The organism is Thiothrix sp. (assembly GCF_028714775.1).
Taxonomy (GTDB): Bacteria; Pseudomonadota; Gammaproteobacteria; order Thiotrichales; family Thiotrichaceae; genus Thiothrix.
Genome location: NZ_JAQTLS010000017.1, coordinates 66,574 through 91,599 on the forward strand (window position 1 = coordinate 66,574; position 25,026 = coordinate 91,599).

Annotated in this window: 32 protein-coding genes; 14 read left to right on the top strand and 18 right to left on the bottom strand. The window is 54.1% G+C overall.

All coding sequences use genetic code 11. From position 1 onward, the window contains the following. Positions 1-77: 77 nt before the first annotated feature. Both cysE and PHE17_RS15350 read left to right on the top strand, forming a co-directional pair. Entirely contained in the window at positions 78-875 is a 798-nt protein-coding gene (gene cysE, locus PHE17_RS15345; protein WP_363320129.1) for a serine O-acetyltransferase, read from the top strand. Between the two features lie 4 nt (positions 876-879). Beyond that, complete coding sequence (locus tag PHE17_RS15350) at positions 880-1,413, top strand: hypothetical protein (RefSeq protein WP_301016776.1); 534 nt, start codon at positions 880-882, stop codon at positions 1,411-1,413. Positions 1,414-1,420: 7 nt separating this feature from the next. Here PHE17_RS15350 and PHE17_RS15355 read toward each other — a convergent pair whose 3' ends face one another. Beyond that, entirely contained in the window at positions 1,421-1,870 is a 450-nt protein-coding gene (locus PHE17_RS15355; protein WP_301016777.1) for a helix-turn-helix domain-containing protein, read from the bottom strand. 11 nt (positions 1,871-1,881) lie between these two features. After that, positions 1,882-2,169, bottom strand: a complete 288-nt coding sequence (locus PHE17_RS15360) for a DUF4258 domain-containing protein (protein WP_301016778.1) — start codon at positions 2,167-2,169, stop codon at positions 1,882-1,884. Between the two features lie 239 nt (positions 2,170-2,408). On the opposite strand from PHE17_RS15360, the gene PHE17_RS15365 reads away from it, so the two are divergent. From PHE17_RS15365 to clpX, 4 genes are read left to right on the top strand one after another with little or no spacing between them, the layout of a single operon-like run. After that, positions 2,409-2,732 carry a nitrogenase-stabilizing/protective protein NifW gene (locus tag PHE17_RS15365; protein ID WP_301016779.1) on the top strand — a complete coding sequence of 108 codons (324 nt, stop codon included), beginning with the start codon at positions 2,409-2,411 and terminating at the stop codon, positions 2,730-2,732. 4 nt (positions 2,733-2,736) lie between these two features. Beyond that, a complete protein-coding gene (locus PHE17_RS15370; RefSeq protein WP_301016780.1) occupies positions 2,737-3,237 on the top strand; it encodes a nitrogen fixation protein NifZ in 501 nt (166 codons plus the stop codon). Further along, positions 3,230-4,111, top strand: coding sequence for a nitrogen fixation protein NifM (gene nifM, locus PHE17_RS15375; protein WP_301016781.1), 882 nt, complete (start codon positions 3,230-3,232; stop codon positions 4,109-4,111). Before PHE17_RS15370 ends, nifM begins: the two co-directional genes overlap by 8 nt. Further along, a complete protein-coding gene (clpX, locus tag PHE17_RS15380) occupies positions 4,108-5,385 on the top strand; it encodes an ATP-dependent Clp protease ATP-binding subunit ClpX (RefSeq protein WP_301016782.1) in 1,278 nt (425 codons plus the stop codon). The genes nifM and clpX overlap by 4 nt, the downstream gene beginning before the upstream one ends. 76 nt (positions 5,386-5,461) lie before the next feature. Here the strand turns inward: clpX and PHE17_RS15385 are convergent, their stop codons facing one another. The 4 genes from PHE17_RS15385 to modA are packed head-to-tail and all read right to left on the bottom strand — an operon-like array spanning position 5,462 to position 8,441. After that, positions 5,462-5,884 carry a hypothetical protein gene (locus PHE17_RS15385; RefSeq protein ID WP_301016783.1) on the bottom strand — a complete coding sequence of 141 codons (423 nt, stop codon included), beginning with the start codon at positions 5,882-5,884 and terminating at the stop codon, positions 5,462-5,464. A 21-nt stretch (positions 5,885-5,905) separates the two neighbouring features. Further along, the gene (modC, locus tag PHE17_RS15390; RefSeq protein WP_301016784.1) at positions 5,906-6,982 is read right to left on the bottom strand and encodes a molybdenum ABC transporter ATP-binding protein; all 1,077 of its coding nucleotides are present in this window, start codon (positions 6,980-6,982) and stop codon (positions 5,906-5,908) included. After that, a complete protein-coding gene (gene modB, locus PHE17_RS15395) occupies positions 6,982-7,659 on the bottom strand; it encodes a molybdate ABC transporter permease subunit (protein ID WP_301016785.1) in 678 nt (225 codons plus the stop codon). Before modB ends, modC begins: the two co-directional genes overlap by 1 nt. Beyond that, on the bottom strand, positions 7,659-8,441 hold the full coding sequence (modA, locus tag PHE17_RS15400; RefSeq protein ID WP_301016786.1) for a molybdate ABC transporter substrate-binding protein: 783 nt from the start codon (positions 8,439-8,441) through the stop codon (positions 7,659-7,661). Before modA ends, modB begins: the two co-directional genes overlap by 1 nt. Positions 8,442-8,572: 131 nt before the next feature. Between modA and PHE17_RS15405 the strand changes: the two genes are divergently transcribed. Continuing rightward, positions 8,573-9,889 (top strand): hypothetical protein, encoded by a 1,317-nt coding sequence (locus tag PHE17_RS15405; protein WP_301016787.1) that lies wholly within the window; start codon positions 8,573-8,575, stop codon positions 9,887-9,889. Positions 9,890-9,917: 28 nt separating this feature from the next. Here PHE17_RS15405 and PHE17_RS15410 read toward each other — a convergent pair whose 3' ends face one another. Beyond that, a complete protein-coding gene (locus PHE17_RS15410) occupies positions 9,918-10,706 on the bottom strand; it encodes a TIGR00266 family protein (protein WP_301016788.1) in 789 nt (262 codons plus the stop codon). 144 nt (positions 10,707-10,850) lie between these two features. Between PHE17_RS15410 and PHE17_RS15415 the strand changes: the two genes are divergently transcribed. From PHE17_RS15415 to PHE17_RS15430, 4 genes are all read left to right on the top strand, one after another. Further along, entirely contained in the window at positions 10,851-12,041 is a 1,191-nt protein-coding gene (locus PHE17_RS15415) for a peptidoglycan-binding domain-containing protein (protein ID WP_301016789.1), read from the top strand. Positions 12,042-12,161: 120 nt separating this feature from the next. Beyond that, positions 12,162-12,419 (top strand): ribbon-helix-helix protein, CopG family, encoded by a 258-nt coding sequence (locus tag PHE17_RS15420; protein ID WP_301016790.1) that lies wholly within the window; start codon positions 12,162-12,164, stop codon positions 12,417-12,419. Next, on the top strand, positions 12,394-12,810 hold the full coding sequence (locus PHE17_RS15425) for a PIN domain-containing protein (RefSeq protein ID WP_301016791.1): 417 nt from the start codon (positions 12,394-12,396) through the stop codon (positions 12,808-12,810). The genes PHE17_RS15420 and PHE17_RS15425 overlap by 26 nt, the downstream gene beginning before the upstream one ends. Continuing rightward, positions 12,779-13,141 (top strand): hypothetical protein, encoded by a 363-nt coding sequence (locus PHE17_RS15430; RefSeq protein WP_301016792.1) that lies wholly within the window; start codon positions 12,779-12,781, stop codon positions 13,139-13,141. The genes PHE17_RS15425 and PHE17_RS15430 overlap by 32 nt, the downstream gene beginning before the upstream one ends. Before the next feature lie 17 nt (positions 13,142-13,158). On the opposite strand, the gene PHE17_RS15435 is transcribed toward PHE17_RS15430, so the two are convergent. From PHE17_RS15435 to PHE17_RS15445, 3 genes are read right to left on the bottom strand one after another with little or no spacing between them, the layout of a single operon-like run. Then, positions 13,159-13,503, bottom strand: a complete 345-nt coding sequence (locus tag PHE17_RS15435) for a hypothetical protein (RefSeq protein WP_301016793.1) — start codon at positions 13,501-13,503, stop codon at positions 13,159-13,161. Continuing rightward, a complete protein-coding gene (locus PHE17_RS15440) occupies positions 13,493-13,924 on the bottom strand; it encodes a PIN domain-containing protein (RefSeq protein ID WP_301016794.1) in 432 nt (143 codons plus the stop codon). Before PHE17_RS15440 ends, PHE17_RS15435 begins: the two co-directional genes overlap by 11 nt. Continuing rightward, the gene (locus tag PHE17_RS15445) at positions 13,905-14,156 is read right to left on the bottom strand and encodes a ribbon-helix-helix protein, CopG family (RefSeq protein ID WP_301016795.1); all 252 of its coding nucleotides are present in this window, start codon (positions 14,154-14,156) and stop codon (positions 13,905-13,907) included. The genes PHE17_RS15440 and PHE17_RS15445 overlap by 20 nt, the downstream gene beginning before the upstream one ends. A 76-nt stretch (positions 14,157-14,232) precedes the next feature. Here PHE17_RS15445 and PHE17_RS15450 point away from each other — a divergent pair, with 76 nt between their 5' ends. Next, the gene (locus PHE17_RS15450) at positions 14,233-15,102 is read left to right on the top strand and encodes a pirin family protein (protein WP_301016796.1); all 870 of its coding nucleotides are present in this window, start codon (positions 14,233-14,235) and stop codon (positions 15,100-15,102) included. Here PHE17_RS15450 and PHE17_RS15455 read toward each other — a convergent pair. Together PHE17_RS15455 and alkB are read right to left on the bottom strand one after the other, a co-directional pair. Then, positions 15,099-15,869: an alpha/beta fold hydrolase gene (locus tag PHE17_RS15455; protein ID WP_301016797.1), complete on the bottom strand. Its 771-nt coding sequence runs from the start codon at positions 15,867-15,869 to the stop codon at positions 15,099-15,101. The genes PHE17_RS15450 and PHE17_RS15455 overlap by 4 nt on opposite strands. A 17-nt stretch (positions 15,870-15,886) precedes the next feature. Beyond that, the gene (gene alkB, locus PHE17_RS15460) at positions 15,887-16,507 is read right to left on the bottom strand and encodes a DNA oxidative demethylase AlkB (protein ID WP_301016806.1); all 621 of its coding nucleotides are present in this window, start codon (positions 16,505-16,507) and stop codon (positions 15,887-15,889) included. A gap of 234 nt (positions 16,508-16,741) precedes the next feature. Here alkB and PHE17_RS21720 point away from each other — a divergent pair, with 234 nt between their 5' ends. Together PHE17_RS21720 and PHE17_RS15465 are read left to right on the top strand one after the other, a co-directional pair. Continuing rightward, positions 16,742-17,233 (top strand): HNH endonuclease, encoded by a 492-nt coding sequence (locus PHE17_RS21720; protein WP_363320128.1) that lies wholly within the window; start codon positions 16,742-16,744, stop codon positions 17,231-17,233. A 35-nt stretch (positions 17,234-17,268) separates the two neighbouring features. Beyond that, positions 17,269-17,592, top strand: a complete 324-nt coding sequence (locus PHE17_RS15465) for an FKBP-type peptidyl-prolyl cis-trans isomerase (RefSeq protein ID WP_301016798.1) — start codon at positions 17,269-17,271, stop codon at positions 17,590-17,592. Positions 17,593-17,725: 133 nt separating this feature from the next. Here PHE17_RS15465 and PHE17_RS15470 read toward each other — a convergent pair whose 3' ends face one another. The 6 genes from PHE17_RS15470 to PHE17_RS15495 form a co-directional block, all read right to left on the bottom strand. Further along, complete coding sequence (locus PHE17_RS15470) at positions 17,726-19,033, bottom strand: HipA domain-containing protein (RefSeq protein ID WP_301016799.1); 1,308 nt, start codon at positions 19,031-19,033, stop codon at positions 17,726-17,728. Next, entirely contained in the window at positions 19,023-19,376 is a 354-nt protein-coding gene (locus tag PHE17_RS15475; RefSeq protein WP_301016800.1) for a helix-turn-helix transcriptional regulator, read from the bottom strand. The genes PHE17_RS15470 and PHE17_RS15475 overlap by 11 nt, the downstream gene beginning before the upstream one ends. A 133-nt stretch (positions 19,377-19,509) precedes the next feature. After that, positions 19,510-19,845: a hypothetical protein gene (locus tag PHE17_RS15480; protein WP_301016801.1), complete on the bottom strand. Its 336-nt coding sequence runs from the start codon at positions 19,843-19,845 to the stop codon at positions 19,510-19,512. Between the two features lie 14 nt (positions 19,846-19,859). Continuing rightward, entirely contained in the window at positions 19,860-20,930 is a 1,071-nt protein-coding gene (gene rsgA, locus PHE17_RS15485) for a ribosome small subunit-dependent GTPase A (protein WP_301016802.1), read from the bottom strand. A 51-nt stretch (positions 20,931-20,981) separates the two neighbouring features. Continuing rightward, positions 20,982-24,314 (bottom strand): CHAT domain-containing protein, encoded by a 3,333-nt coding sequence (locus tag PHE17_RS15490; RefSeq protein WP_301016803.1) that lies wholly within the window; start codon positions 24,312-24,314, stop codon positions 20,982-20,984. Beyond that, a partial coding sequence (locus tag PHE17_RS15495; protein ID WP_301016804.1) for a WD40 repeat domain-containing protein occupies positions 24,311-25,026 on the bottom strand: 716 nt, incomplete at its 5' end. The genes PHE17_RS15490 and PHE17_RS15495, both read right to left, overlap by 4 nt.

The window sequence follows — 25,026 nt, forward strand, 5'->3', positions numbered from 1 at the left end:
GAGTACCCCTCACCCCAACCCCTCTCCCTCAAGGGGAGAGGGGCGAAGAAATCTCTTCTCTTGCTCCCCCTCGCCCCTTGAGGGAGAGGGGGCTGGGGGGTGAGGGGTCTCTTTGGCAATTAATTGGCGAAGACATCACCTGTGTGTTCCAACGCGACCCCGCCGCGCGTTCGCGCTTGGAAGTCGCCACGCTCTACCCCGGCATCCATGCAGTGATGTTGCAACGCATCGCCCATAGCCTGTGGAAGCGCAACTGGCGCTATTTCCCGCGTTTCATTTCGTACTTTGCCCGCTTTTGGACGAATATCGACATCCACCCCGGTGCGAAAATCGGCAGGCGCTTTTTCATCGACCACGGGGCTTGCGTAGTGATAGGCGAAACCGCCGAGATCGGTGACGATGTAACGCTCTACCACGGCGTGACCCTCGGCGGCGTATCCTGGAACAAGGGCAAACGCCACCCTACCTTAGGCAATCGCGTAGTCGTCGGGGCAGGCGCAAAAATCCTTGGCCCGATTGAGCTGGGCAATGACGTGCGGGTTGGCTCCAATTCCGTGGTGGTCAAAAACATTCCGGCAGGCAAAACCGTGGTGGGCATTCCCGGCAAAATCGTGCAAAACAAAGTCGCCCGCAACGACAACCCCGAAGGCATCGACCTCAACCACCACCTGATTCCCGACCCCGTAGCAGGCGCAATCCAGTGCTTGCTTGACCGCATCCGTTTACTCGAAGAAGCCACGGGCACGAGCGGCTGCTTACCCGAACAAGACGACGATAGCGCGGAATGCAATCACTGCGATGCCCGCGACCTGTGCGACGACGAACCAGAATTGAACATAAAACCAATCACATTCTACAAAACAGGAGGAGTTTAACCCGATGGATTTACAAGATTTTGAAGCCGAAGACCTTTACTTCAATGCCGTAATCGACCCCGAAGTTGCCGCACTGTTAGAAGAAGCCTCTAGCCTCTACCCAGAGCCGGAGGCCGAAACCCTGCTACTCCGCGCCTATTTCCTCGCCCCCGAAGATTTGAACGTACTGGTCGCGCTGTACCGCTATTTCTACTACCAACATCGCCTGCCGGATGCGCTGAACGTGGCACACAAAGCCATTGCCGTCAGCGGCAAACGTTTGCATCTGCCGGAAGATTGGCGGCATCTGACCCGCTTGCATCTGGGGCAAGGTGTGCTGGTTTCCATGACCCTGACGCGCTTCTACCTGATGGCGCACAAAGGCGCGGGCTATCTGGAAATGCGGCTGGGTGAATTGGCGGATGCAGTTGGGCGACTGCAAACGCTGGTGGACATTGATAGCAATGATCGGCTGGGCGCGAAGGCGTTGTTGACACTGGCGCAGGAGCATTTGTATGAGCAGCAAGGGGTAGCGGTATTGCGCAAGGCGGCGGGTTAATCAGCACTCACGCGGCGGCTTTCCAACCCTGTCCGGTACTCTCCAGCTCTAGCCGTTGGATATGCCGTGCATGATCCAGTTTTGCCAAACGATCAACCATCGCCCTAACATAAGCATTGCCATCTACATGCTCCCGGTACAACAGACGAATGAACCTATCCGCAGGCGCGGTGACAGGTTGCCGCCCTGTTTCCCAATTGCGGATCGTAGGTTCACTGACACCGACCACTTCCGCCAGCATGGTTTGGGAAAGGTCGAGTTCCTTTCGCAAAAAACGGATTTCTACTCCGCTTAACAGTGGTTCATTGTCGGTGATGAACAGGCCAATGGTTTTGTGCAGCCCCTTTACATCGGCAATAGCAGTCGCTTCACCGTAGGGTGTTTGCTGGCTTTCAAAGCCGTTACGCAGCCAAACATTATCCAACCCGCAGCTTTGGTAATGGAAAAAATCAGACATGAAACACCTCACTAAATAACGGTAATAATCACGGCAAGGTTTCCGTCCTTGTCTTGGTCAATGGCAAGAGCTACGCGGATATACTCGCCTGCTGTAAACAGTTTCAAGCGCATTGCCCAACTGCCCCGCACATCCCGCGCCGGATTCTCCTCAAAACTGCCACGTTCTAAGCAGCGCAACACTTGTGTCCGTGTAATCTCCCGTTCTACCATGCGCTCCTCGGCATGACGGGTAAAAAACACCCTGCTTCCATCGCTGGCAAGGTCTTTCAAGATGGCTTTTGCCTGCTGTGGAGTCATGCTTTTCCCTATTCTTACTGACCGTTAGATATTAACGCTTTTGCTCGGTAATGTATAGGTGAGTGTAAAAAGCGAGACGGTTTCATTATGTCCCGTTCCACACAATTCATCATTAGTCTTTCCTGTATCAAATCCTACAACCCCCACACAACAAGCACCCAATATATTGAATAATATGCAATTATAAAACATGGCACGCCCTTTGCTTGATCTTCCTCATTTGGCACAAGGAGCACGACATGACCGATACCGACCTCACCCTCGACCTCGAAGAACTGGTCAGCGCGGAAGACTTCCTCAACTACTTCGACATCGCGTTTGACCAGACCGTGGTGCATGTCAACCGCCTGCACATCCTGCAACGCTTCCACAACTACCTGACGAAAGAGCCAGTCGCCAGCGACGACGATGCCTTGCGCGAGCAATACACCCGCCTGCTGAGCAAAGCGTATACCGACTTCGTGGGTTCCGATGCCAAGACCGAAAAAGTGCTGAAAGTCTACCGTATGAACGAACCGCAAACCGCTTTCGTCACGCTGGAAAGCCTGTTCGGGAAGGGGTAACGCTATGCCCCAATACGAATACGGCGCGAAAGTGCGCGTGATCCGCAACGTGCGTGACGACGGCACATTTTACGGCGCTGCCATCGGCAATATGCTGGTGCGGCGCGGCAGTGTTGGCTACGTGCGCGATGTCGGCACCTTCCTGCAAGACCAGATCATCTACTCAGTGCATTTCCTCGACGAACAAAAAACCGTCGGTTGCCGCGAAGAAGAACTGATCGGCGGTGACGACCCGTGGGAACCCAGCCTCTACGAATTCCGCGACAAAGTGACCACCAAAGTCACCCTCGCCATTGAGGGCGAAGTCATCGCCAACCCCGGCGATGTCGGCGAAATCCTCAAAGTGATCAGTGGCTTGCCGAATGGCTTCGCCTACCATGTGCGCTTCCCCGGTAGAACGCTACAAGTCCCCGAAAAGCTGTTAGATGAATACCTCTCCTCTTCGCCCCTAGGGCTGGGGATGGGGGGGAGTTTCTCTCCATGCGAGGACGACCCCGATGCCTAACCTAAGTTTCGCCATCATGGGCAAACCGCCCGCCTACCGCTACCACCTGCTGCGCAACGCGCTGGAAGCCTTCCAGAAAAACCTGCCGCATCTGGACGAAAAGGAATTCAACCGTGTCTGCCAACGTGCCGACCGCAGTTTCCAACTCGAATCACTCGCCTTACAAAGCCCCGAAGCCAGCCAAATCATCATCCAACCCGAACGGGTCGACATGGCACTGCAAGAAATCGCCGACCGCTACCCCAACGACGAAGACTTCACCATCGACCTCAGCCAGAACGGGTTAACGCCTGACACCCTGCGCCAAGCCTTGCAACGTGAATTACTGTTCGACGGCATCCTGCAAAAAGTCGCTGCTCGCAGCATCACCATCGGCGACATCGACGTACAGCTTTACTACGAGATGAACCGCGAACGTTTCATGCAGCCCGAAACGCGGCTGGTGCGGCAAATACTCATCACCGTCAACAACGATTACGCCGAAAACCAGTACGATACCGTGCTGCAACGCATCCGCAGCATTGCCGCACAGGCCACCGGCAATGCCAAACAATTCGGCAAGCTGGCACGCCAATATTCCGAATGCCCCACCGCAATGGAAGGCGGCAAACTCGGCAACCTGCCCTACGGCAAACTCTACCCACAACTCGACGCGGCACTCTTTGCTTTGAACATGGGGCAAGTCAGCGCCCCCATTGAAACCGAACTCGGTTTCCACCTATTGCTGTGCGAACACATCTACCCCGCGCAACAAGTTTCCCTGACCAAAGCCAAAGCGCAAATCCGTACCCAGTTGCAAGAACGCGCCCAACGCAACTGCCAGAAAGAATGGTTAAAGCAATTGCAAGCCACTACCCCGGAGGTATCCTCATGAGCGATAAAACAGCCGCCTGTTCCTTCTGCGGACAAGAGCAAACCGCGCACATTCCACTGATTGCCGGGATGAACGGACACATTTGCGAAGCCTGCGTGCGCCTTGCCCACCAAGTCATCAGCACCTGGAGCCGCAAGCGCAGCATGAGCGAACCGCTCAAAACCCCGCCGAAACCGCTGCAAATCAAAGCCATCCTCGACGGCTACGTAATCGGGCAAGACACCGCCAAAGAAACCCTCGCCGTCGCGGTTTACAACCATTTCAAACGCCTCAATCTGGAAACCGACAAGCCGCGCATCTGCACTCGTGCTGACAAATCGGTAGTGGAACTCGACAAATCCAATATCCTGCTACTGGGGCCTTCTGGCACGGGCAAAACCCTGCTGGCCAGCACCTTGGCGCGGATCGTCGGCGTACCGTTCGTCATCGCCGATGCCACCACCCTGACGCAAGCGGGTTACGTCGGTGAAGATGTGGAAAGTATTATTGCCCGCCTGCTCGACAGTGCTGATGGCAATAAGGAACTGGCGGAATGGGGCATCGTCTACATCGACGAAATCGACAAACTTGCTCGCAGCGGTGAAAACTCGCACGGAACCCGCGACGTGGGCGGCGAAGGCGTACAACAAGCCCTGCTCAAACTGGTGGAAGGCACGACCGTCAAAGTCCCCGCCAAAGGCCGCAAAGACCAAGCTCCGGTAATGCTCGACACACGCAATATCCTGTTCATCGTCGGCGGCGCATTCTCCGGTTTGGAAAAGCTGCTGGAAAAACGCCTGAAACCCGGCGCAAAAGGCATCGGTTTCCACTCCACGCACACCCCGGATGACCCCAAAGCCGACAAGCTGCGCCTGTTCAGCGAAGTGCAACCGGAAGACTTGCGCCATTTCGGGCTGATCCCCGAATTCATCGGACGTTTTCCGGTCATCACCGCACTGCACGAACTCGATGAAGACGCGCTGGTACGCATCCTAACCGAACCGCAAAACGCCCTGACCAAGCAATACCAGCAACTGTTCGCGCTGGATAATGCCGAGCTGGAATTCACCAACGATGCACTGCGGGCAATTGCACAGAAAGCGATTGCACATGGCACGGGGGCACGCGGTTTGCGCGGGGTGCTGGAAACCTTGTTGCGCAAGCTGATGTTTACCTTGCCATCGGAAGAGAATGTGGCGCGGTGTGTGGTAACAGAGGAAGTGGTGAAGGGCGAAATCGAGGTTGTGCTGGAATATCGGGGGGAAGAAACCCCTCAACTCGAAGCCACCGCGTAGGGTGGGTGGAGCGGAACGTGATACCCACCATCTTCATTGTGTCCTTCCGGTGGGTATCGCTTACGCTCCACCCACCCTACATACCTAGCTTGTCGGTATTGGGCGTGAAGCGGGCGAAAGGGCTATAAGCCCTCACCTTCCCCGGTGCATGGGCAACCAGCCCGGAAATCACGATCATCAGCACGAACAATTGCGCCCGCCACTCCGGCAACAAGCTGGCGAGCAATAGCAGGCACAGTTTGAAAATGATGGTCATGCCTTTCACTTGCAGCAGCCAACGTCCGTTTGTCCACACATACAGCAATACCAGCAAGCCGCCCGCGCTTAACGCCAAATGCCAGAAAGGCAGGTATTGCGCCTTGGGCACGGCAAACAGAAAGCCGCCGCTGATTCCGGCGATACCCACCAGATGAAGGCTGCGCAAAACGATGTCTACCCAGCGGTCGCCGGGGAACGTGCGTGGTTTGGGTGGGAAAAAGATGTGTTGCCAGTGTGTCATGCGGGAGTTATAGCGTAATTGTCACAAAATCGCGGTCGCCTTGATCTGTGCGAACACCTGCATCCCCTTCTCCAGCCCCAGCACACTCGCAGATTTACGGGTGATGTGCGACAGCAGCGGCTCGCCGCCCATGTTCAGCCGCAGCATGGTGCGCCCTTCGGGGTCGTGCGCCATGCCCGTGATGGTGGCGGGCAGCACGTTGAGGATGCTGGTTTGCGCCGCTTGCTGGAGGGTAATGCTGACATCGCGGGCATAGACGCGCAGCCGCAACGTCGTGCCGATAGCGGTTTGTTGCTGGTAAGGCAAGCTCAGTATCCCGCCCGCAAACTGCACATGACTGAGGTGAAATTCCGGCTCATGCCCGCACACCGTCACCTGCAACACCGTCGATGCTTCTTTGCCCTGCGCCAGCGGTGAATCCAGCCGCGTCAGGGTTTCCGCCAGCGCACCGGAAACCACCACTTTACCCGCTTGCAGCACCACCAAATGATCAGCGAGTTGCGTCACTTCTTCCGGCGAATGCGTGACGTACAAAATCGGCATTGCCAATTCATTGTGCAAGCGGGTGAGGAATGGCAGGATTTCCTGTTTGCGCTGGAGGTCGAGTGCCGCCAGCGGTTCATCCATCAGCAGCACTTGCGGGCTGACTGCCAAGGCGCGGGCAATCGCTACCCGTTGCTTTTCACCGCCGGAAAGTTTGTCTGGCATCCGTTCCAGCAAATGCCCGATGCCGAGCAATTCCACCGCCTGTTCCAGCCCTTGCGGGTTGTGGATGAAGCGCGAACGCTTGCGCCCGTATTCCAGATTTTTACGCACGTTCAAATGCGGAAACAAGCTGGCTTCCTGAAACACATACCCTAGCAGGCGCTGGTGGGTGGGCAGGAAAAAATCCTGTTCGCTATCCTGCCAGAGTTTGCCGCGTATTTGCAGGAAACCGTGCGGGGCGCGTTCCAGCCCTGCGATGCAACGTAACAGCGTGGTCTTGCCCGAGCCAGAATGCCCAAACAGCGCCGTCACGCCTTTACCCGGCAAGTCCAGCGCGGTTTCCAGCGTAAAATCGGGGAACGGCAGGAGGAAGTTGGCGCGGATACCCTCCATCAGCGTTTCCTCCACGGGTTCGGGGTCAGCGTGTACAGCAGCAACAGCACCGCGAACGAAAACACCAGCATTCCCGCCGACAGCCAATGCGCCTGCGCGTATTCGCCGGTTTCGACATGGTTGAAAATCTGCATGGAAATCACCCGCGTCTTGTCGGGGATGTTACCGCCGACCATCAGCACCACACCAAATTCGCCGATAGTATGCGCAAAACCTAAAATGGAGGCAGTAAGGAATCCGGGGCGAGCCAGCGGCATAACCACCGTGAAAAAGGTATCTAGCGGGCTGGCACGCAAGGTTGCCGCCACTTCCAGCGGGCGTGTGCCAATCGCTTCAAATGCATTCTGCAACGGCTGCACCACGAACGGCAGCGAATAAATCACCGAAGCCACCACCAACCCGCCGAAGGTGAACGGCAGCGTCCCCAACCCCAGTGCCTTGGTGATTTGACCGACCGCACCGTGCGGCCCCATCAATACCAGCAGGTAAAAACCCAGCACCGCTGGCGGTAAAACCAGCGGCAGGGCGACCAATGCGCCGACAATCCCTTTCCAGCGTGAACCGCTGTGCGCCAGCCACCACGCAATGGGTGTACCGACCAACAGCAGGATCGCGGTGACAAGGCTTGCCAACTTCAGGGTCAGCAGGATAGCGCCGAGGTCTTCGTCATTTAACATCATTCTTTCGCATCAGTTGTTGCCCACTTTGGCAGTTCGTAGCCATAAGACTTGATGATAGCTTGGGCAGGTTCAGTTCTGAGGTACTCTACCAGCGCTCTGGCAGCTTCGCTATTTTCACCCGTTTTGAGCAATACGACATCTTGGTAAAGCGGGGAATACAGGTCTGGCGACACGATCCAGCCGGAACCTTCGCCGATTTTGCCATCTTTGATCACTTGTGACAGGGCAACGAAACCCAGTTCGGCATTGCCGCTACCCACGAACGCTTTCGCTTGGGCGATGCTGTCACCTTGCACGATCTTGGGGGTCAGCGCGTCGATCACACCCATTTTGGTCATCACTTTCATCGCTGCTTTGCCGTAAGGGGCAACTTTAGGGTCAGCGATGGAAATGTGCTGGAAGTCGCTGGTTTTCAGCACCGCGCCTTTGTCATCCACAAAACCGGGGGTGGCAGACCACAACACCAGCTTGCCGATAGCGTAAGTGTAACGAGTGCCGACCACGGCTAGCTCTTCCTTTTCCAGCTTGATCGGGCTTTTTTGGTCAGCCGAAATGAGGACTTGGAACGGTGCGCCGTTTTTGATTTGTTCGACAAACTTGCCCGTCGCGCCGAAGGAAGCCACTACTTTATTGCCCGTGGCTTTTTCAAAATCAGCCGCAATCTTTTCCATCGGCTTGGTGAAGTTGGCAGCAACAGCAACTTGTACATCTTCCGCCACGCTCACTTTTGTCATCAATACGACACTGATCGCGCATAACAGGGGTAGAAATGTCTTCATGGTAATGTCCTTAACAACTGACGAATGATGTTAGGGGAAAGGCAAAATCTGTGCCATTTCCTTTTTAGGTGAGTTGGTGGGCAAGATTGCCGTACAATGGCTCTCCTAACACTGGAATGCGAAAAAAAACCATGAGTGTCGTAGACGAAAAATCCATCTTTATCGCCATGAAACAGGATGGGCCTTTCGCCATCCACCGACAGCCCTCGATTTCACACCCGTTTTCCCGCCAGAACCGCATCTGGGTGAAAGCCTTCCGGCAAGATCGGCAAATGGCAACGAAGTACCGGGCGGTGCGCGACCAGTTGTTTGACCTGTTACAGATTGAGCGTTTTGACCAGATTCCTGCCCTGCTCCAGAACCCGGTGCTGCACGAACAACGCAGCGAATGCGCTTACCGGCTATTGGGCAACCTGTTCGGGATCAGCGGGGAACTGCCCGCGATCCGCAGTAAAATCCACGAATACATGAACACCGCCGACGCCGTTATCGGGCATTTGCGCGGCAAAGTGCTGGCGGCTTACAGCTCGCACATCGAGATCAGCAATGAAATCGAAACCGCGAAAAACCCGGTTGACCTGCTGCTGATGATTTTCGACGACCGTTACCACCAGAAAATCCGTTTCGAGGCCAAGCGCAAACTGGTGTTGATGGGGCTGGCGGGTTCTATCGACCAGCGCGAACGCGAAACCGACATCGAGAACAAGTTTTCCGCGTTCCTGAATTTCCTCAACCAATACGTGTGGAGTCCGCAGCTCAAGATTGGCGAATTGGAAATTGCCTACCTGCACAGCCACCATGCGGATAGCGATTTCAGTTGCACCGACGTAGAAGTGATCGACGCGGAAAGCGCCCATTACCTGCCGGAATTTGCTGAAAACGAAAAGCTGACACTGGTCAAACGCCGCCTATTCCACGTGAATGGGCAGGAGATTCCGGTGTACGTGACGGTGCGCAAAAAAGATTCCGCCGCCAAAGTGCTGAAATTGTTACGTAAAAACGAGAAGAACCCAGCAGTGGCGGTGGATGACGAACTGGGGCTGATGGCGGTGTTGGATAATGTCAGCCACGTCAAACGCTTCGTGCGGCATTTGACCCGCTCCGCCGTCAAAGCCGGATCGATCATGATGCTGGAAGACATTTCTGACACACTCGCAGGTAGCCAATACACCGCCACCTCGGTCGGCAGTAGCAGCAATACCCAGATGCTGAAATTCTTTGCCCGGATGGGTGGAATGCGCGTGGAATTCATCATCCACACCAACCAAAGCTACCTCAACTACCGTTACCAGCGCGGCACATCGCACGACGAATACGAAGTGCGGCGGCTGTTCGACTCCGGCGTGACGGAATTCCTGTTCCCTTACGACATCTATCGACTGGATATGGCGCAAGTGCGGGAAAAGCAATTGCAGCGTTTCAGGAAAATTATTGAGCAGCAGGGGTGATGGGTAAGCACCACCCCGCTTGCGTCAGTTAGCGGTCGCCGAACACATTGCCCAAGCCGCCCAGCACTGAGCCTTCGCCTTTGGAAGCGCCGCCGCCATATGACGAGGCTTGCAACACCCGGTTAGCCAGCCGCGAGAATGGCAGGCTTTGCAGGTAAACCGTGCCGTGCCCACGCAGGGTCGCCAAAAACAGCCCTTCGCCGCCGAATACCATCGACTTCAAGCTGCCAGCGCGTTCGATGTCGTAAGTAATGCCGCTGGTGAATGCCGCCAGACAGCCGGTATCCACCCGCAGCGTTTCACCTTTGAGTTCCTTTTTGATCACCGTGCCACCGATATGGACGAAGGCTTTGCCATCGCCGCGCAAGCGTTGCAGGATAAAGCCTTCACCACCGAAAAAGCCCACGCCCAATTTACGCTGGAACGCGATTTCAATGGATGTCCCCAGCGCGGCGCACAAAAAGGCATCCTTCTGGCAGACCAATTCCCCGCCGAGTTCCGCCATATTCATCGGAATGATTTTGCCGGGGTAAGGCGCGGCAAACGCCACCCGTTTTTTGCTGCTGCCTTGGTTGGTGAAATGGGTCATGAAAATCGACTCGCCCGTGAGCACACGCTTACCGACGTTGAGTAAGGAATCAAACAAGCCGCCGGATGGTTTGGAGCCGTCACCCATTTTGCTTTCAAAACTGATGCCGTCTTCCATGTAATTCATCGCGCCTGCTTCGGCGATCACGGTTTCGCCGGGGTCTAGTTCAATCTCGATGATCTGCATGTCATCGCCGAACAATTCGTAATCTACTTCGTGGCATTTCATGGCGTATAGCCTCCCCTCACACGTTAACGTTTATTTGAATGATTGCGCTGCGTACAGCACCCCAAGTGTAAATCAGTATTCCTGCAAATTGCAGAGGTTCTGCATACACTACTGGCAGTAGCGTTTCAAAAAAGGAGTAAGGGTATGGCGTTTCAAGATGTGGCATTGCGCAAGGCGTTCCCGAACGGTTTGCAGGGCGAGCTTGCCCGTGGTGCAAGTGGTACGGGCGTGGTAGCGGTGCAGTATGCGTTGGGGCGTTTGGGTCATCTGCATGACCTGTGCGATGGCAAATTTGGCGGCAATACCGAAAATGCGGTCAAGGCTTACCAAAGTGCCATCGGTTTGCCTGTCACTGGCAAGATGGATGCGGCGCTGCTCACAAGGTTAGATGCCGTAGTTGCCCGACTGGATTTGCGCACACCTGCGATGAAAGCCGCTGACCCGCTGCTGTACCTGTCTGATTTCCGCAGTTTACGGATGCCGGAAATCCGCATTGTCGGTACACGCGAAATCTACAACTGGGCAAGCCCCGAAATCCACGTGGCTTACGGCAACTGGGTCGGTCATTACTGGGAAGTGATCAAGCAAAACCGCGTCGAAGCCGATTGCAAGGGCATGGCGCTGTTCCTGATGGATCAATTCCGCAAGCAAATCAAGCAAGACCGTTTCATTACCCTGCCGCATCCTGTGTTGCGCAGTGCGCCAGAAAAGAACTGGATTGTGGCGACCCGCGACAAAACACGCGGATTTTTCAGCCGTTCCGATACTGGGGCTTCAGCCGCCCGTGCGGGCTATGAGACGGTGAAAGCAGTGGAAAAACTCGACCCGCAACAGTCCATGCTATCCGGCGTCGCGGTGCATTACCCAGAAGTCAGCGCCCATCAAGTAGCACGAGCCTGTGCGCGGGTGTGGGATTGGAACCCCGCATTCAGTAATGGCGGCGACACCAGCAAGCCAGAAGTGCCCGTCAACCAGTTGCAACCGGGTCATTTGATTTTCATTGACCACAGTGGCAACGGCAGCTTTGACCATACCGTCAATGTCATCAAGGTCGAACGCGATAGCACCAACCGTACCCGCAAGATCGTGATGGCGGTCGGCTCGTTTGACGACGTGCGCGACAATTCCTCCGACACTGAGCCTACCCTGCTCTCGCTAATCAATAACTATGCGGAAGAAGTCACGGTGGAATTGGATACCAATGGGCACATCAGCAACTCGGTGGTGAGCTGGTCATCCGAGCCGGATTACATCGTCAAAACCCGCTACAGCGCACGCACCACGCTGATGGAGCAAAAGGCGGGGGGGAAGCTGATTATTGGGCGGTGGGCTTAGGTATAGCTCGACTATCGTAAGAGGTGGATGCAATTCCGGCAGGGTATTTGTAACGCCCGACATTCCCGATCTAACCGTTTATTGCTACACTGAAACCATCTCGTATTACGGTATGACACCATGACAATTTCTGTACGTCTTCCACCGGAAGAACAACATATGCTTGAAGTGCTGGCGCGGCGTGTGGGGCGCAACAAAAGTGACCTGATGCGGCAGGCAGTACGGGAGCTTTGCCAACGTTTAGCTGCGGATAACCGCACACCTTACAGCTTAGGGCAAGATTTGTTTGGGACAGGTAGCCTCGCCCCTGCGCCCATTGACCCTATGAAACGCCAGATTTGGGAGAAGCTGCGTGCCAAACACCGCCGCATGGGTTGATACGGGCTTTCTGGTTGCCCTGTTTGCCAAGGAAGACCCGCATCATCAATCAGCGAATGCGTTTTTGAAGCAGTTGGGAAGAATTGAGTTGCACTCCATTTGGCCTGTGGTGGTGGAAGCGTGCTTCTTCCTCGACATTCGGGGCAAGCTCGCCCTGCTCCAGTGGATTGAGCGCGGCGCAATGACACTCCACGATCTCAGCACGCAAGACCTGCCAATGGTGCGAAACACCTTGGAGAAATACCAAAACCTTGAGCCGGATTTTACCGACGCAGTACTGGTAACGCTGGCGGGCATACTCAAAGTCCGGCACATACTGACCGTGGACGAACGGGATTTCTCGGTGTACCGCCTTGCTGATGGCAGTTGCTTTGAACGGTTGTGGGTTTAGTTACCAAACCATGCGCCCAAATAAAGATACCGTCATTTCATGGGGCTGCGTTTTCAAAATCACGTTTCCCAATGGAAAAATTTATGTCGGTAGCGACACTGCCAGCACTGCACGTCTCGATTTTTTCAAATATTTTGGCTCGCCTCGTAAGGCTAAAGCTGACATGCTTCATGAATTAGGCGCATACCTGACGACGGATGATGCCTATGTTCTTCAGAAGGAAATTCTTTATGCCCAAGAAAATGTAAAAGTTGGCGACATCCTTCGGGTAGAACAGCAATACATAAAAGCCCTCAATGCTAAAGACCCAAGTATCGGATACAACAGGTAAAGAGCAAGAAACTTACATCAACCAAACAACCCCTCCGCCCGAATCATCCCCTTAAACCCCTTCATCACCGGGCGGGAAATCATCGTTTCTGCCAACACACGCTTTTCATACACAAACACCCGAACCTCGTCATCCTCATGGGAATGTCGGGCAGTTTCGATCAGCGCATGAATATCCTCGCCCAAGATCACGCTGGGGCAGCCTTTCACCTCATCGTACAGCAATGCCATAACGATCTTTTCCTCCACATCCATCTTGCACTTGCCGTCGAGAATTTTGAGCATCACGGCAGTGGCGCAATCAATATGGGCGGGCGAGAACGGATGTTCCAGCACCCACTGGCGCACATGTTCAGCATTCATGTGTCAGCTCCAAACCCCAAAACACGTTAGTAAAGTGGTTACGTGCATAGTCACGATAAACCGTAAAATCGCTGTCGACACTCGCCACCGTGCGGGTGTCCAAACGCTCACACAAGCCAATGAGGGATGCATCCGCAAAGTCGGCAGGCAAGTCCGAATATTTCTTCAGCAAAGTAAGAATGCGTTCCCAATCTCCCACGGTACTCTCGTCGATCCGTACCGACTGATTGACCCATAGCAGAAAATCCTGCTGCGCTTGCTGGGAAAAATCCAGCATGTGGACAACTTCGGTAATGACAGGCAGATTGGTATGCAACCTGCCCCGGACATTCTTCATGAAGCTCTTTGCTTGGGCATGGTAACGGTCGCTGCCATCAAACAAAGCAATGAATACACCGCTATCAACGACGATATTTTGCATTCAGCTTCTCCCGCAAGATGGCTTTCCGGTTGGTGCTCAGATCATCACGCCCACTGCTGTAACGACCAAACAGATGCTCACCCAGTGCGTAAGGCGTTGGCTTGGCGTCATAACTGGAAAGCTTCTCACGGATGGCATCGCGGATAAAATCCGACAAAGACCCCCCATCGGCCTGCAAACGCCGCCGTAGGCTTTCCTCAACAGATTTGTCCAGACGGATGGAAATACTCATGGTGACAACTCCTGTAATACAGATGTACTACAAGTATAGTAGAATGGTTAGCACGACACCAACAGGAGGTTTCAACATGGCAGTCAAATCCTTACACGGCATTTTGCGTTCGCGGGGTAGCCACTGGGTAGGCGATGGTTTTCCGGTGCGCTCGATGCTGTCTTATGACAGCGGGTTGGAGGCGTTGCAAAGCCCGTTCCTGCTGCTGGATTATGCCGGGCCGCATGATTTCCCGCCGACAGAACGGCGTTTGGGCGTGGGTGCACACCCGCACCGGGGCTTCGAGACCGTGACGATTGTTTACGATGGCGAGGTGGAACACCGCGATTCTTCAGGTGCTGGCGGCAAAATCGGCAAAGGCGATGTGCAATGGATGACCGCTGCGGGTGGCGTGGTGCATGAGGAATTTCACGGGCGCGAGTTTGCTAAACAAGGCGGACGTTTTGAAATGATCCAACTGTGGGTCAATTTGCCTGCCAAAGACAAAATGAACCCGCCCTCTTACCAAGGCATTCTGGATAGCCAAATTCCGCACGCCGCCCTGCCCGCGCAGCAAGGTTATGTGCGCGTGATTGCCGGAACATTTGCCGGACAACAAGGGCCAGCGCGTACCCATACGCCGATCAATGTGTGGGATATGCGCCTGAATGCCGGGGCATCATTGGACGTGGATGTGCCTGAGGGACATTCCTGCGTATTGCTGGTGTTGCAAGGCAGCGTGACGGTGAATGGGCAAACGCCCGTGCAGGCGGCGGAAATCGGCTTGTTTGAATGGGCGGGCGACCGTATCCATCTGGCTAGCAACGAGGCCGCCACCGTGCTGTTGCTGACGGGCGAGCCGCTGAATGAACCTGTGGTTGGCTATGGGCCTTTCGTGATGAATACCCAACAGGAAATCCGCCAAGCGATAGAGGATTACCGCAACGGCAAAATGGGGCGGCTTTAAGGCGTTACCGCTTGCTGCTGCAAAAAGGCGCTAACGACGCGGCACGCTTCCTGCAAGTATTCATCGACGTAACCGTGCCGCCCACCCACGATCCAATGCAGGTGCGCGTGCGGAATACGTGCGGCTAACAAGCGGGCATTTTCCGGCGGATTAATCCGATCCGCATCGCCATGCACGATTAAGGTTGGGGCGCTGATTTGCGGCAATAATTCCCACGTATCGTGTGCTTCACTCGCCAAATAATGCAAACGCCGCGCAAATGCAGGGGTCGGCGCTGGCGCTAACAATTCCGGGTGAGCGGCGGCAAATGCAGCGGAATACAAGAGCGGGGTGATGCGGGCAATGTCGCCCGTTTGCAGCCAAGCGTTGGCTTCGGCATCGCGGGGAATACCGTGTTTGCCCGGTGTGGTCGCACCCAATACCAAGGCGGTAATGCGTTCCGGGTAATCAATGCCCAACCATTGGCACACCCGCCCGCCCATCGAAATACCGTACACCGACGCTTTGGCGATGCCTAACGCATCCAACACCGCTATCGCATCAGCGGCAAACCCACGGGTCGAATACGCCGGTTCACGCGGCTTATCGCTTGCTCCCGTACCGCGATAATCCATGCAAATCACTTGAAAGTGCTGCGCCAACACGGGTGCTGCCAAACACCACATCTGGCGGTCTTGCCCTTGACCGCTCAATAACAACAAGGGTTCGCCCGCACCGGAAACCTCAAAGGCAAGGCGCGTACCATCCAAAGCCACTGCAAAAGCCATCACTGATCTCCCCCCTTTCATAACGCCTGCCGGAACGTCAAATTGAAGCGTTCCCCCGGCAACAACGGATGTTGCGCTGCCTTGAGTGGCGCAATGCCGTGGAACACCAACCGCGCTTCCCCGCCCCACACCACCACATCGCCGTGCAGCAACGGTACTTTCACCGCCTTGTCACTGCGCTGCAATCCGCCCCACAAAAACGTCGCAGGCAAACCCAACGACACCGACACAATCGGCGCAGTCAGGTCGCGTTCGTCCCGATCCTGATGCAGTGCCATTTTCGCGCCCACCTGATAGCGGTTGATCAGGCAAGCATCCGGCTGGAACGCGGGGAAACCCGCCACCAATGCTGCGGCTTGCGCCAAGCTGCGGAAATTCGCTGGCAGCGCAGGCCACGCTTGCCCACTCAACGGGTCGGTGGTGCTGTAGCGGTAGCCTTTGCGGTCGGTGATCCAGCCCGCAGTGCCGCAATTGGTCATCGCCACCGACATCGTATAGCCGCCGGGCGTTTGCATGTGCCGGAACGGGGCTTGCGCAGCAATCGCGTGGATGCCTGCCAGCAAGCTGTCGGTATGGGCGGCGGCGTATTGGCGCAATACCAGCGCACCGGGGCTTAAGGGTTCAGTTGGGCGGGGTATTGAAGAGGTTGAGGTTCATGGGGGATTCTAACGGTTTCAAAGCGAATGAGATGTGACGATGCGATCAAGAAAAATACTGTGTAGCGTAGATTATTAACAGTATACTTTTGAACGATTGATTCCCAAATAGGAGAACGAAATGATGATCATAAATTACCAAACAGTAAATCTGTCGTATATTCTAACAAGTGGTTTCCGCTCCGTATTTCGCATTACTAATCGCTAGCACTTACTATGGCACATCCAAACATCAACGAACGTCAATCACATGTGAAGAGCTTACTCATACGCGGCGTAGATATTACAACAGCGATTAAGAAAGAATTGGCAGCAATCTATTCTTGCTCTACTTCAGCCATACATGCGGACATCATTTGGTTCACGAAACCTCATTCTAAGCATAGTATTTACACAAGTTCTGCCGTAAGAAAAATTGTCCATGCACGTGATGGGGAAATCTGCCAATACTGCGGTTCAGAAACAGCCTACGAGTACATAGTTGAACATGTTATTCCTGCTGCAATCGGTGGGGATGCTCGTCCTTACAATCTCGTAATCGCTTGCCAAAGTTGCAACATACGAAAGGGACGTAAAGTGTGGATTCCCCGTAATCTCATCGAAATCACCGAATATCATAAGGACTGGAGAGAGCGAGTGTTATCGCTCGCTGATGACACATCTCCGAATCTATCAGTCGTCATTGAACTAGGAGCAACCGGGGTCTGACTACAATCCTTTACAATAATCTTAGGTGCTTTCCCATGCAGCTCAAACCCGGCATTAAGTTGCTGTCAGAAATCGAAGGCGTCGGTGCGACAGCGGAAAAAGGCACGCACGTGAACGTCCGTTTGAATGGTTGGCTGAGCAAAGGTGAACCCATTGACCAAAACACTCTAAACACATTTGTCGTTGGTGGGCGCGTGCTAATACCCGGCATCGAATACGCTGTCGAGGGTATGCGCGTTGGTGGAACGCGGAAGGTAAAAATCAGCCCTCACCTCGCGTACCAGCAAGCGGGCGTTCCCGGCATCATTCCCGCCAATGCCGTACTCATCTATGAAATTGAATTGCTTGGTGTTGAGTAAATACCGTAACCCTTATGATTGATCACCAAAAATTCCAGTCCCTAGTCCAGCAGCTTTACACCACCGTTAAGGCGTTGGAAGACATGTTTCCGGGGCGGCAGTGTAGGATTTCGTAGCCAGCCAACCCATGCCGTCACACCTGCCTAATATCAGCCGCCAGCACCGCAATCCCCGCTGCATCCCCACCCAAATGCTCAAATGCAAATGGGTTCAGGAACTGCCTTCCCCACAGTAATTGCCGATCGACCGCCGATAATTCCGCCTCATCACAAACCGCAAGCCAATGGTTGCCAATGCTATGCAATTGTTGCTCGACCACAGCGATTGCCTGCTGCCGTTCCAGCAAAAAATGATGGGCAGCATCCAGACACCCGGCAATGCGGCTCATGCGGTTATTGCCCGCAATCAGCATCGCCTGTGTCGCTTCATTACCCGTGCGCCCTTGTGGGCAAATGTCATACGCAGGCGTAAGCGTGAGCATTTCACCGTCCCAAAACGCGGCATGATTGCGGGCATGGTCATCCGTATTGCCGACGAGAATATTGAACACCAAGCGGGCAAACAATTCGCGCAAGGTACTTGTCGGGTCAGTGAAACGGTGGCGCACCAATTCTGCCAAATCTTCATAGCTGGCATAACGCGCCAGCATTTCATCTAGCCCAAACAGCGTCAGGGCAGAAACCATGATTTTACGCTGCCAGCCTTCGGGGGTGTGAATGCGGTCAAAGCGTTCGATCAGCAATACATCCTTGCCCAAAGCCGAAGCCAGTTCAACTTTCGCCACCTGAAGCCCCGCCAACTGTGCCAAGCGCATCGCAATGAATTCACTTTTCACGACGTTGTACCAATCGGTCGAAGCAGAAAACTTGGCAACCAGCTTACGCCTGCCATCTTCCAGCAAGGCTTTGGGACGCGCCCCGCCGATGGAACTGCCATGCTGCAAGGCTTGCCCTAATTCCGGGCTTAACGGTATGCCTTGCTCCACCCGTGCGGCGGATTCCAGCAATTCCTCCAGTGTTGCCATCGGGCTGGAACGTGGCACGTATTCCGTTGCTGATGCCTGAAAATCCAATGCGCCAATCCGGTCAGAACCGGATTCCAGCAAATAGGTCAGTTCATCCAGTTGCGCACTATCCGCCGCCGCACCGCGTAAACCGAGTTTGCGATTGAGGATAACGCGCCGTCCCCACGCATCCGGGGCAGCATCACGGATACACCCCGGCATCTCGGCATTCGCAGGCATTGGTAACACACCCGCTTGCAACGGTAACTCTGGCGCATACAGCGGAATCGCTCGTGGGTTGCCCAAGTAACCTTTGCCGTAGTTGAAGCGCAAGCGTTTACCGTCGGGTGTCAGCCTGCCCGCCACCACAGGCGCGGTAGCTTGCGGCAACCAAACCCAGACAAATGCCTCTTTGTAGCCATTGGTATCAGAAATCATCCTCTACCTCCTGCCGCTCGGGGTGGGTATGCTTTGGCAACAACGCCAATAACTCGCTGGCGTGGCTGATTTGCCGATTTAACTCGGTGCTATCCGCATCAAACAGGCGCACACCGACCAATGCCGCCACTTCAAACACCAAACCGATAGCCACGCCCATATCGCCGCTTTCAATTTTTTGCAGGGTGGAACGGGAAATTCCGGCACGTTCGGCAAGCGCGTGCGCTGTCCACTTACGGCGCTTGCGTCCAAGGCGGATTTGCTGACCGAGTAACTGACTGGCAGCGGTGGTGTAACGGGAATAGGTACGGGGTTGCGGCATAACGACCATAATAATAGCCATATTGATGAAATATGACTGCTATTGTACTCAAAATAGTGAGTGCCGTACACAACAGCAAGTGGGAAGAGTAACGTTCTGAAACGCTACGCCACAACGCCTGCTGAAACTGTCTGGATCAATAGCCTTTCCTTGTTTACCCCGGCACTTGCGGAATCGTAACACGCCCATCGGTGTCACTGGCGAAACTGCTGATTTGCACAGTAATCGGGTATTCGCTGGTACTTTCCAAGGTCTGCGGTTCCGGCAGCCCTTTCGTATCGACGCTCAAGCCAAGGTCGCTCAACGCTGCTGCTAGCGCCGCAATCCTGTCAGGGAAAATTTCAGCACGGATCACCAGCATCTTGTTTCCCAACTGCTGCATATCATCCAACCCGCCACAGATACGGCTGACAACGGAGCGGGCATCATGCATGACCACCTGTAATGATTGTTCCGTCACTGCCTGTAGCTGGATCAATCGTTTGTACATCGCCGCACTTCCCCCTAATCCCGAGATTTAAAGCGCTGCGCACTCGCTTTAGCCTGCTTGTAAAAACGCCCCAAAGCCCTGTCCTGCTGGCGTCTTTCCGCGACTGAACCACTGTTGCGAGCCTGTTCTTCCAGCAACTTGTGGTAATTATCCAGCCGCCGTTGTTCCAACCGACCGTCCTGGACTGCCAGCGTGACCGCGCAACCCGGTTCAGCCAGATGTTCGCAATCATGAAAGCGGCACTGTTGCGCCAGTTGCTCAATGTCGGCGAAGGTGGACTGAATCCCCTCTTCGCAATCCACCATTTGCAACTCGCGCATCCCCGGCGTATCCAGCAGGATGCCGCCGCCCTGCAAACGGTGCAGGCTGCGCGATGTGGTGGTATGCCGCCCCTTACTGTCCTTCTCGCGGATGGGCGCTGTCGCCTGTTCGCCATCCCCTTGCAGGCTGTTGAGGAGAGTGGACTTGCCCACGCCAGACGAACCCAGCAAGGCAATCGTCTGCCCCCGCGCACACCACATTTCCAACACCGCCACATCCTGCACCGCCGTCCCGTTCACCACTTCAATCGGCAGTGCCGGGTAGTTTTTGCGTATCGCATCCACATAGACCGAGGTGTCCGCGCACAAGTCTTTTTTGGTCAGCACCACCACGGCATCAATGTTGGCCTCCGCCGCCAGCGCCAGATAACGCTCAATCCGGTTGAGGTTAAATTCCTCATTGCAGGAGGTGACAATAAACAGGGTGTCGATATTCGCGGCAATAAGCTGAAGCACGGCTTCGCGGCCTGCACTGCGGCGCTTGATCAGCGTTTTGCGCTCCAGCAGGCGCAGCGGCGTCGAATCCTTATCCACCATCAACCAGTCACCCACCGTGGGGTGATCTTCCGGGGAAGCGTTCCGCCACGGATAAGTGGAAAGCGACAGGCATTGCGGCTGCCCTTGCGCATCCAAACCGATACATTCAATCAGGTTGCGTTGTACTGATGTCACCCGGAACGGTAATTCGGCTGCGAGCGCTTCTAGGCTGAGTTGTGACTGGAAAAAATGGCTCCAGCCTAGGTCGGGGAGGGTGGTGATTTGCATGGCGGTTATTCCATAAGAGGGGAGTAATTCGGCGGAATGAAATGCCCTTTCTCATCGCAAATGGGTTGACTTAGGCAGTATCCCCATTTTCGTTTTTAGTTCTTTCCATGCATCATTCCGACAAATACCATTATTTTCGCCGCAACGTTTGCAAGCCTTATCCGCCAATTTTTCGGGCAAAAAGCTGTCTAATGTCAAAATTTGGAATGATGATTTTTCAGGTTTTCCTAGATTGCCAGATGTCTGAAATACCAGATATTCGCCGTTAGGGCTAGCTGCTTGAATAGTCCTCGGCAAGAAAAACCTGTCGATAATTGGCGTTAGTTGTGTGGCATCCCACAGGGTAGCATCCATCCCATCACCGTAAGACAGGATATGATTTTTATTAACAATAATATGATCATGTCCATCGTAACGCTTTTCAATGGAAGATTTTTTTTGTTCTAGGTCATGGATAGAAAATGTGGCACTAGCTCGATTCCAAGTCAGCACAGACCTTTCTGAAATTTGCCGAATGTAGTCGATCCCATAATCTGTCTTGAGTTTAATAATTTTGAATTCACTGCTACTTGGCCGAAAAAGATATAAGTGATTTTTCTGAGTATCCAACAACATGATTCCTCCTGTTTGAGTAAATTTGCTAATGCTTATTTTTGGAATAGTTCCGATAACCTCTTGAGCAACGAGCATTGTTTTAGCATTTAATTCATTGATGTTTTTGGAGATGAATTTCTGATGCTCAACATCTATTAAAAACAAGCTATTTTGTGGAGACAAGTCAATATGATTTTTATCAACGGAAAAGTCTTCCGGGAGGGACAACTCTGCAATCAGATTACCATTTTCTTGCCAAAGACCTATTTTATGGTTATTCATTGAAATAACGACAAGTGTACCTTGTTCAGAAAATTTCATGTAATCTTTGGTTGGCTGATACCAATCCAGCGGTGCATACTTGGCTGACTCATTCTCTTTTTGACCAAGAAAAGTTAAGTTTTTAGTGTCTTGATTCCAGATAACGATAGTTTGATTGTTGGAAATTCGCACGATTCTTGAGTTTCTAGTGTCATATGAATCATTAGGTGCAGAATTCAGGGCGTAACTCATTGCCCGATAGATGTCGTGCTTGATATTCTCATCCTTAGTCTCCATACTGGCTGCACGAAGGGTTAGCATCAATGCTTTCTCACGATTCTCTTCCCCTTTCTGAGATTGCAACAAATAATAACCATGAGTAAGCAGCGTATAAATTTCGGGGCTTTCCTTCTCATATTTCTGATAAATAACAAACGAAAATAACGAAAACAAGGAAAGTATCAGTACACTTAGAATTGCGAGAAAAATATGCTTGCGGTGCTTGCGCTTTTGTTTTTTTAGGCTGCTTGTCACCATTGCTGTTTCACATTCATCGTGATTCCAGTCAACTGTCCCGCCTTTTCCCCTGTTGATCGCTTGCAGATCGTTCTCATCCAGCAGTGGGCCTCGCCATTTCCCCTCGGCGGTTTTTACCCAGTCCAGTTTGCGGTTATTCAAGATGCGCCGGGCGCGGTTGCCGGAAAGCGTCGATGCGGCAAATTTTCTTGCCACCACGGGGGCGAGGCTGTCGTGGGCAAGCCGGGTTTGGGTGGCAAAAGGTTCTGCTACGTGCGTATAGGGTTCGATCAGCAAGTTATGGGTTTTGAGCGCGTGGATCAGGTCGCCGAGGTAGGAAATATGCGGGTAAAGCGTGGCGTAGTCGGTGACATTGATATTGCGGGATGTGCCGTATTCGCTGATATGGAGATACAAAACATCCAGTAACAGGCCGTTGCCTTTGGCTTCTTGTCCCCAAGCCCGGTCAGTATGGGCGGCTTTGTCCAATTGCTGGTCGAGGTAGTTTTTCAACAACAAACCTTGGCGGGTTTCCGTTTCGTACAGTTCCTTGTTCCACACGCGGTCATCCGCCGCGTGGACTTTTTCCCACAAGCGCGACAGCACGATTTGCAGGGTTGGGGCAATATTTGACTGTTTGTCGGTGAGCAGGTCATCCGCTATCTCTTCGGCAAACTCTGTTCCGGGTGACTCAATACGCAGGCGGTAAGCTTGGCGCAGGGCTGGTATTTCCACCGGGGAACAAATGATGGTTACGATGGCTTCCTTGTTGAGCGGCTTGAGTGGGTAATCAATCTGGCTAATGCCGTGGGTGCGGCAGGCTTCCAACAGTTCGGTGAACCATTCCTTGCGCAGGGTAACAACCAATTTGGCACGCGGCGGGGCAGTGCCATCCGGCGGTGTGAAAACTTGATGGAGGATTTGCAGCAGTCCGGTCAGCTTGGGTGGTTCAGGAGCGTTGGTGTCTCCGGGGCGGATGGTTTCGAGGAAGGCTTCTTCCATCTGGTCGATGATCCAGATAGCGGGTAGCCCATCCGGTGATGGTTGGTCTATGCGGGTACGGATGGCATCTGGTTCTGTTGAGCCAAAAATTTGCTCAAGCACACTACGACTTGGGTCTAAACCGTTGTAACGCCAATATTCTACCGTTTGCCGGTTAGCTTTCAGGCGCGGATACAAACCTGCATACAGGAAGGATGTTTTCCCGATACCCGCAGCACCGTGGATAAGCAGTACATCGGCAGGCAGACTGTTAAGCCGGTTGATGACCTCCAACAGTTCCGTGCAGCGTCCAAAGAAAATGTTGGCATCTTCAGACTCGTAATAGCACAAATTTTTGAAGGGGCTGGCGGGCAACTCATTGCTCAGGAGCGCGGGTAAACGGTTGCAGGGGCTGGCAGCATCTGCCAGTTTCCACGTTGCTTGGTGTGGTTCAAGAAACCATGCCCAAACTTCACCTTGATACGTGGCATGAAGGTCGAGCGAGCGGAAGGTTGACCCGTAATGGGTTTCCATATCTTGATGGGCTTGGGCGAAGGCTTCCACCAACGGTAAAGCCTGTTCGGCAAAGGCATGATAGAAGGCTTGGGTAAATTCCGTGGCGGTCTTGTCACCAATCGGTGCATGAGTCCCGATCACCGCTGCGACATTGGCGGCACGCAGCGCGTGGACTTGTGCGGCATTTTGGCAACCATTCAGCACCACCAGCCGCAAATGCGGGCAATTCCCCAGTTTCGCGGCAAAACCCTTGATGTGCCATTCGCCATCATCCAGTTGCAGGACATCGCTATTGGAATGGCCTGCGAAATGCAGCAATACCAGCCGTTCGCGGTTAGCGTTCAGGTAATCCAACAGCGCGTGGCTGTCGGTGTAGGGGAACAGTTTCAGCTCAAAGTCGAGCCGTTGGGCAATGGGGGTGAGCAAGGTTTCAAGCTGCGCCATCTCTTTGCCAATGCCGGATAGATAATCGGCTTTGTCGTTGGCGAAGGTGAGGAGGATGAGGGGGAGAGTCATTGTTTCTTTTTCGCCTCACACGCTGCTTTTTGCTCAGGGTCTTTATAGGCGCAGTCGGCTTCGAGGAAACGCACCACCTGCCCCAACTTGGTTTCATCCGGGTTTGGCATATCCAGCAACAGGCGCAGCTTGCGGGTTTCGTCCGTCCAGGTGATGTGATAACCCAGCTCAGGGAACAGAGCTGGCGGGTGGGGTTGTTGTTTGATCTGCAACTCATCCTGCTCCATTTCCCAGACAAAGCGCAGGGCAGCAGACACTGCTTTCGGGTCAAAATCGTAAATCAGGCGGAAAACCGTGCTATTGGATTCCCACAGCCGCACGGTATTATCCCCTGAGCCGGAGGCGATCACCTTACCATCCGGGCTGTACGCCAGTGCCGACACTCTCTCCGTGTGACCGCTGAGCGTTTTCAGTCCTTGACCCGTTGCCGCATCCCACAGCCGCACGGTATTATCCAAAGAGCCGGAGGCGATCACCTTGCCATCCGGGCTGTACGCCAGTGCCGACACATCAGCCGTGTGACCGCTGAGCGTTTTCAGTTCCTGACCCGTCGCCGCATCCCACAGCCGCACGGTCTTATCCCCTGAGCCGGAGGCGATCACCTTGCCATCCGGGCTGTACGCCAGTGCCGACACATAAGCCGTGTGACCGCTGAGCGTTTTCAGCTCTGTTCCCGTCGCTGCATCCCACAGCCGCACGGTATTATCCCCTG

Excerpts from the sequence above, each read along its gene's own strand:
- PHE17_RS15350 (WP_301016776.1), top strand. The coding sequence starts at position 880 with ATGGATTTACAAGATTTTGAAGCCGAAGACCTTTACTTCAATGCCGTA.
- PHE17_RS15355 (WP_301016777.1), bottom strand. The coding sequence starts at position 1,870 with ATGTCTGATTTTTTCCATTACCAAAGCTGCGGGTTGGATAATGTTTGG.
- PHE17_RS15360 (WP_301016778.1), bottom strand. The coding sequence starts at position 2,169 with ATGACTCCACAGCAGGCAAAAGCCATCTTGAAAGACCTTGCCAGCGAT.
- PHE17_RS15365 (WP_301016779.1), top strand. The coding sequence starts at position 2,409 with ATGACCGATACCGACCTCACCCTCGACCTCGAAGAACTGGTCAGCGCG.
- PHE17_RS15370 (WP_301016780.1), top strand. The coding sequence starts at position 2,737 with ATGCCCCAATACGAATACGGCGCGAAAGTGCGCGTGATCCGCAACGTG.
- nifM (WP_301016781.1), top strand. The coding sequence starts at position 3,230 with ATGCCTAACCTAAGTTTCGCCATCATGGGCAAACCGCCCGCCTACCGC.
- clpX (WP_301016782.1), top strand. The coding sequence starts at position 4,108 with ATGAGCGATAAAACAGCCGCCTGTTCCTTCTGCGGACAAGAGCAAACC.
- PHE17_RS15385 (WP_301016783.1), bottom strand. The coding sequence starts at position 5,884 with ATGACACACTGGCAACACATCTTTTTCCCACCCAAACCACGCACGTTC.
- modC (WP_301016784.1), bottom strand. The coding sequence starts at position 6,982 with ATGGAGGGTATCCGCGCCAACTTCCTCCTGCCGTTCCCCGATTTTACG.
- modB (WP_301016785.1), bottom strand. The coding sequence starts at position 7,659 with ATGTTAAATGACGAAGACCTCGGCGCTATCCTGCTGACCCTGAAGTTG.
- modA (WP_301016786.1), bottom strand. The coding sequence starts at position 8,441 with ATGAAGACATTTCTACCCCTGTTATGCGCGATCAGTGTCGTATTGATG.
- PHE17_RS15405 (WP_301016787.1), top strand. The coding sequence starts at position 8,573 with ATGAGTGTCGTAGACGAAAAATCCATCTTTATCGCCATGAAACAGGAT.
- PHE17_RS15410 (WP_301016788.1), bottom strand. The coding sequence starts at position 10,706 with ATGAAATGCCACGAAGTAGATTACGAATTGTTCGGCGATGACATGCAG.
- PHE17_RS15415 (WP_301016789.1), top strand. The coding sequence starts at position 10,851 with ATGGCGTTTCAAGATGTGGCATTGCGCAAGGCGTTCCCGAACGGTTTG.
- PHE17_RS15420 (WP_301016790.1), top strand. The coding sequence starts at position 12,162 with ATGACAATTTCTGTACGTCTTCCACCGGAAGAACAACATATGCTTGAA.
- PHE17_RS15430 (WP_301016792.1), top strand. The coding sequence starts at position 12,779 with ATGGCAGTTGCTTTGAACGGTTGTGGGTTTAGTTACCAAACCATGCGC.
- PHE17_RS15435 (WP_301016793.1), bottom strand. The coding sequence starts at position 13,503 with ATGAATGCTGAACATGTGCGCCAGTGGGTGCTGGAACATCCGTTCTCG.
- PHE17_RS15440 (WP_301016794.1), bottom strand. The coding sequence starts at position 13,924 with ATGCAAAATATCGTCGTTGATAGCGGTGTATTCATTGCTTTGTTTGAT.
- PHE17_RS15445 (WP_301016795.1), bottom strand. The coding sequence starts at position 14,156 with ATGAGTATTTCCATCCGTCTGGACAAATCTGTTGAGGAAAGCCTACGG.
- PHE17_RS15450 (WP_301016796.1), top strand. The coding sequence starts at position 14,233 with ATGGCAGTCAAATCCTTACACGGCATTTTGCGTTCGCGGGGTAGCCAC.
- PHE17_RS15455 (WP_301016797.1), bottom strand. The coding sequence starts at position 15,869 with ATGGCTTTTGCAGTGGCTTTGGATGGTACGCGCCTTGCCTTTGAGGTT.
- PHE17_RS21720 (WP_363320128.1), top strand. The coding sequence starts at position 16,742 with ATGGCACATCCAAACATCAACGAACGTCAATCACATGTGAAGAGCTTA.
- PHE17_RS15465 (WP_301016798.1), top strand. The coding sequence starts at position 17,269 with ATGCAGCTCAAACCCGGCATTAAGTTGCTGTCAGAAATCGAAGGCGTC.
- PHE17_RS15470 (WP_301016799.1), bottom strand. The coding sequence starts at position 19,033 with ATGATTTCTGATACCAATGGCTACAAAGAGGCATTTGTCTGGGTTTGG.
- PHE17_RS15475 (WP_301016800.1), bottom strand. The coding sequence starts at position 19,376 with ATGGCTATTATTATGGTCGTTATGCCGCAACCCCGTACCTATTCCCGT.
- PHE17_RS15480 (WP_301016801.1), bottom strand. The coding sequence starts at position 19,845 with ATGTACAAACGATTGATCCAGCTACAGGCAGTGACGGAACAATCATTA.
- rsgA (WP_301016802.1), bottom strand. The coding sequence starts at position 20,930 with ATGCAAATCACCACCCTCCCCGACCTAGGCTGGAGCCATTTTTTCCAG.
- PHE17_RS15490 (WP_301016803.1), bottom strand. The coding sequence starts at position 24,314 with ATGACTCTCCCCCTCATCCTCCTCACCTTCGCCAACGACAAAGCCGAT.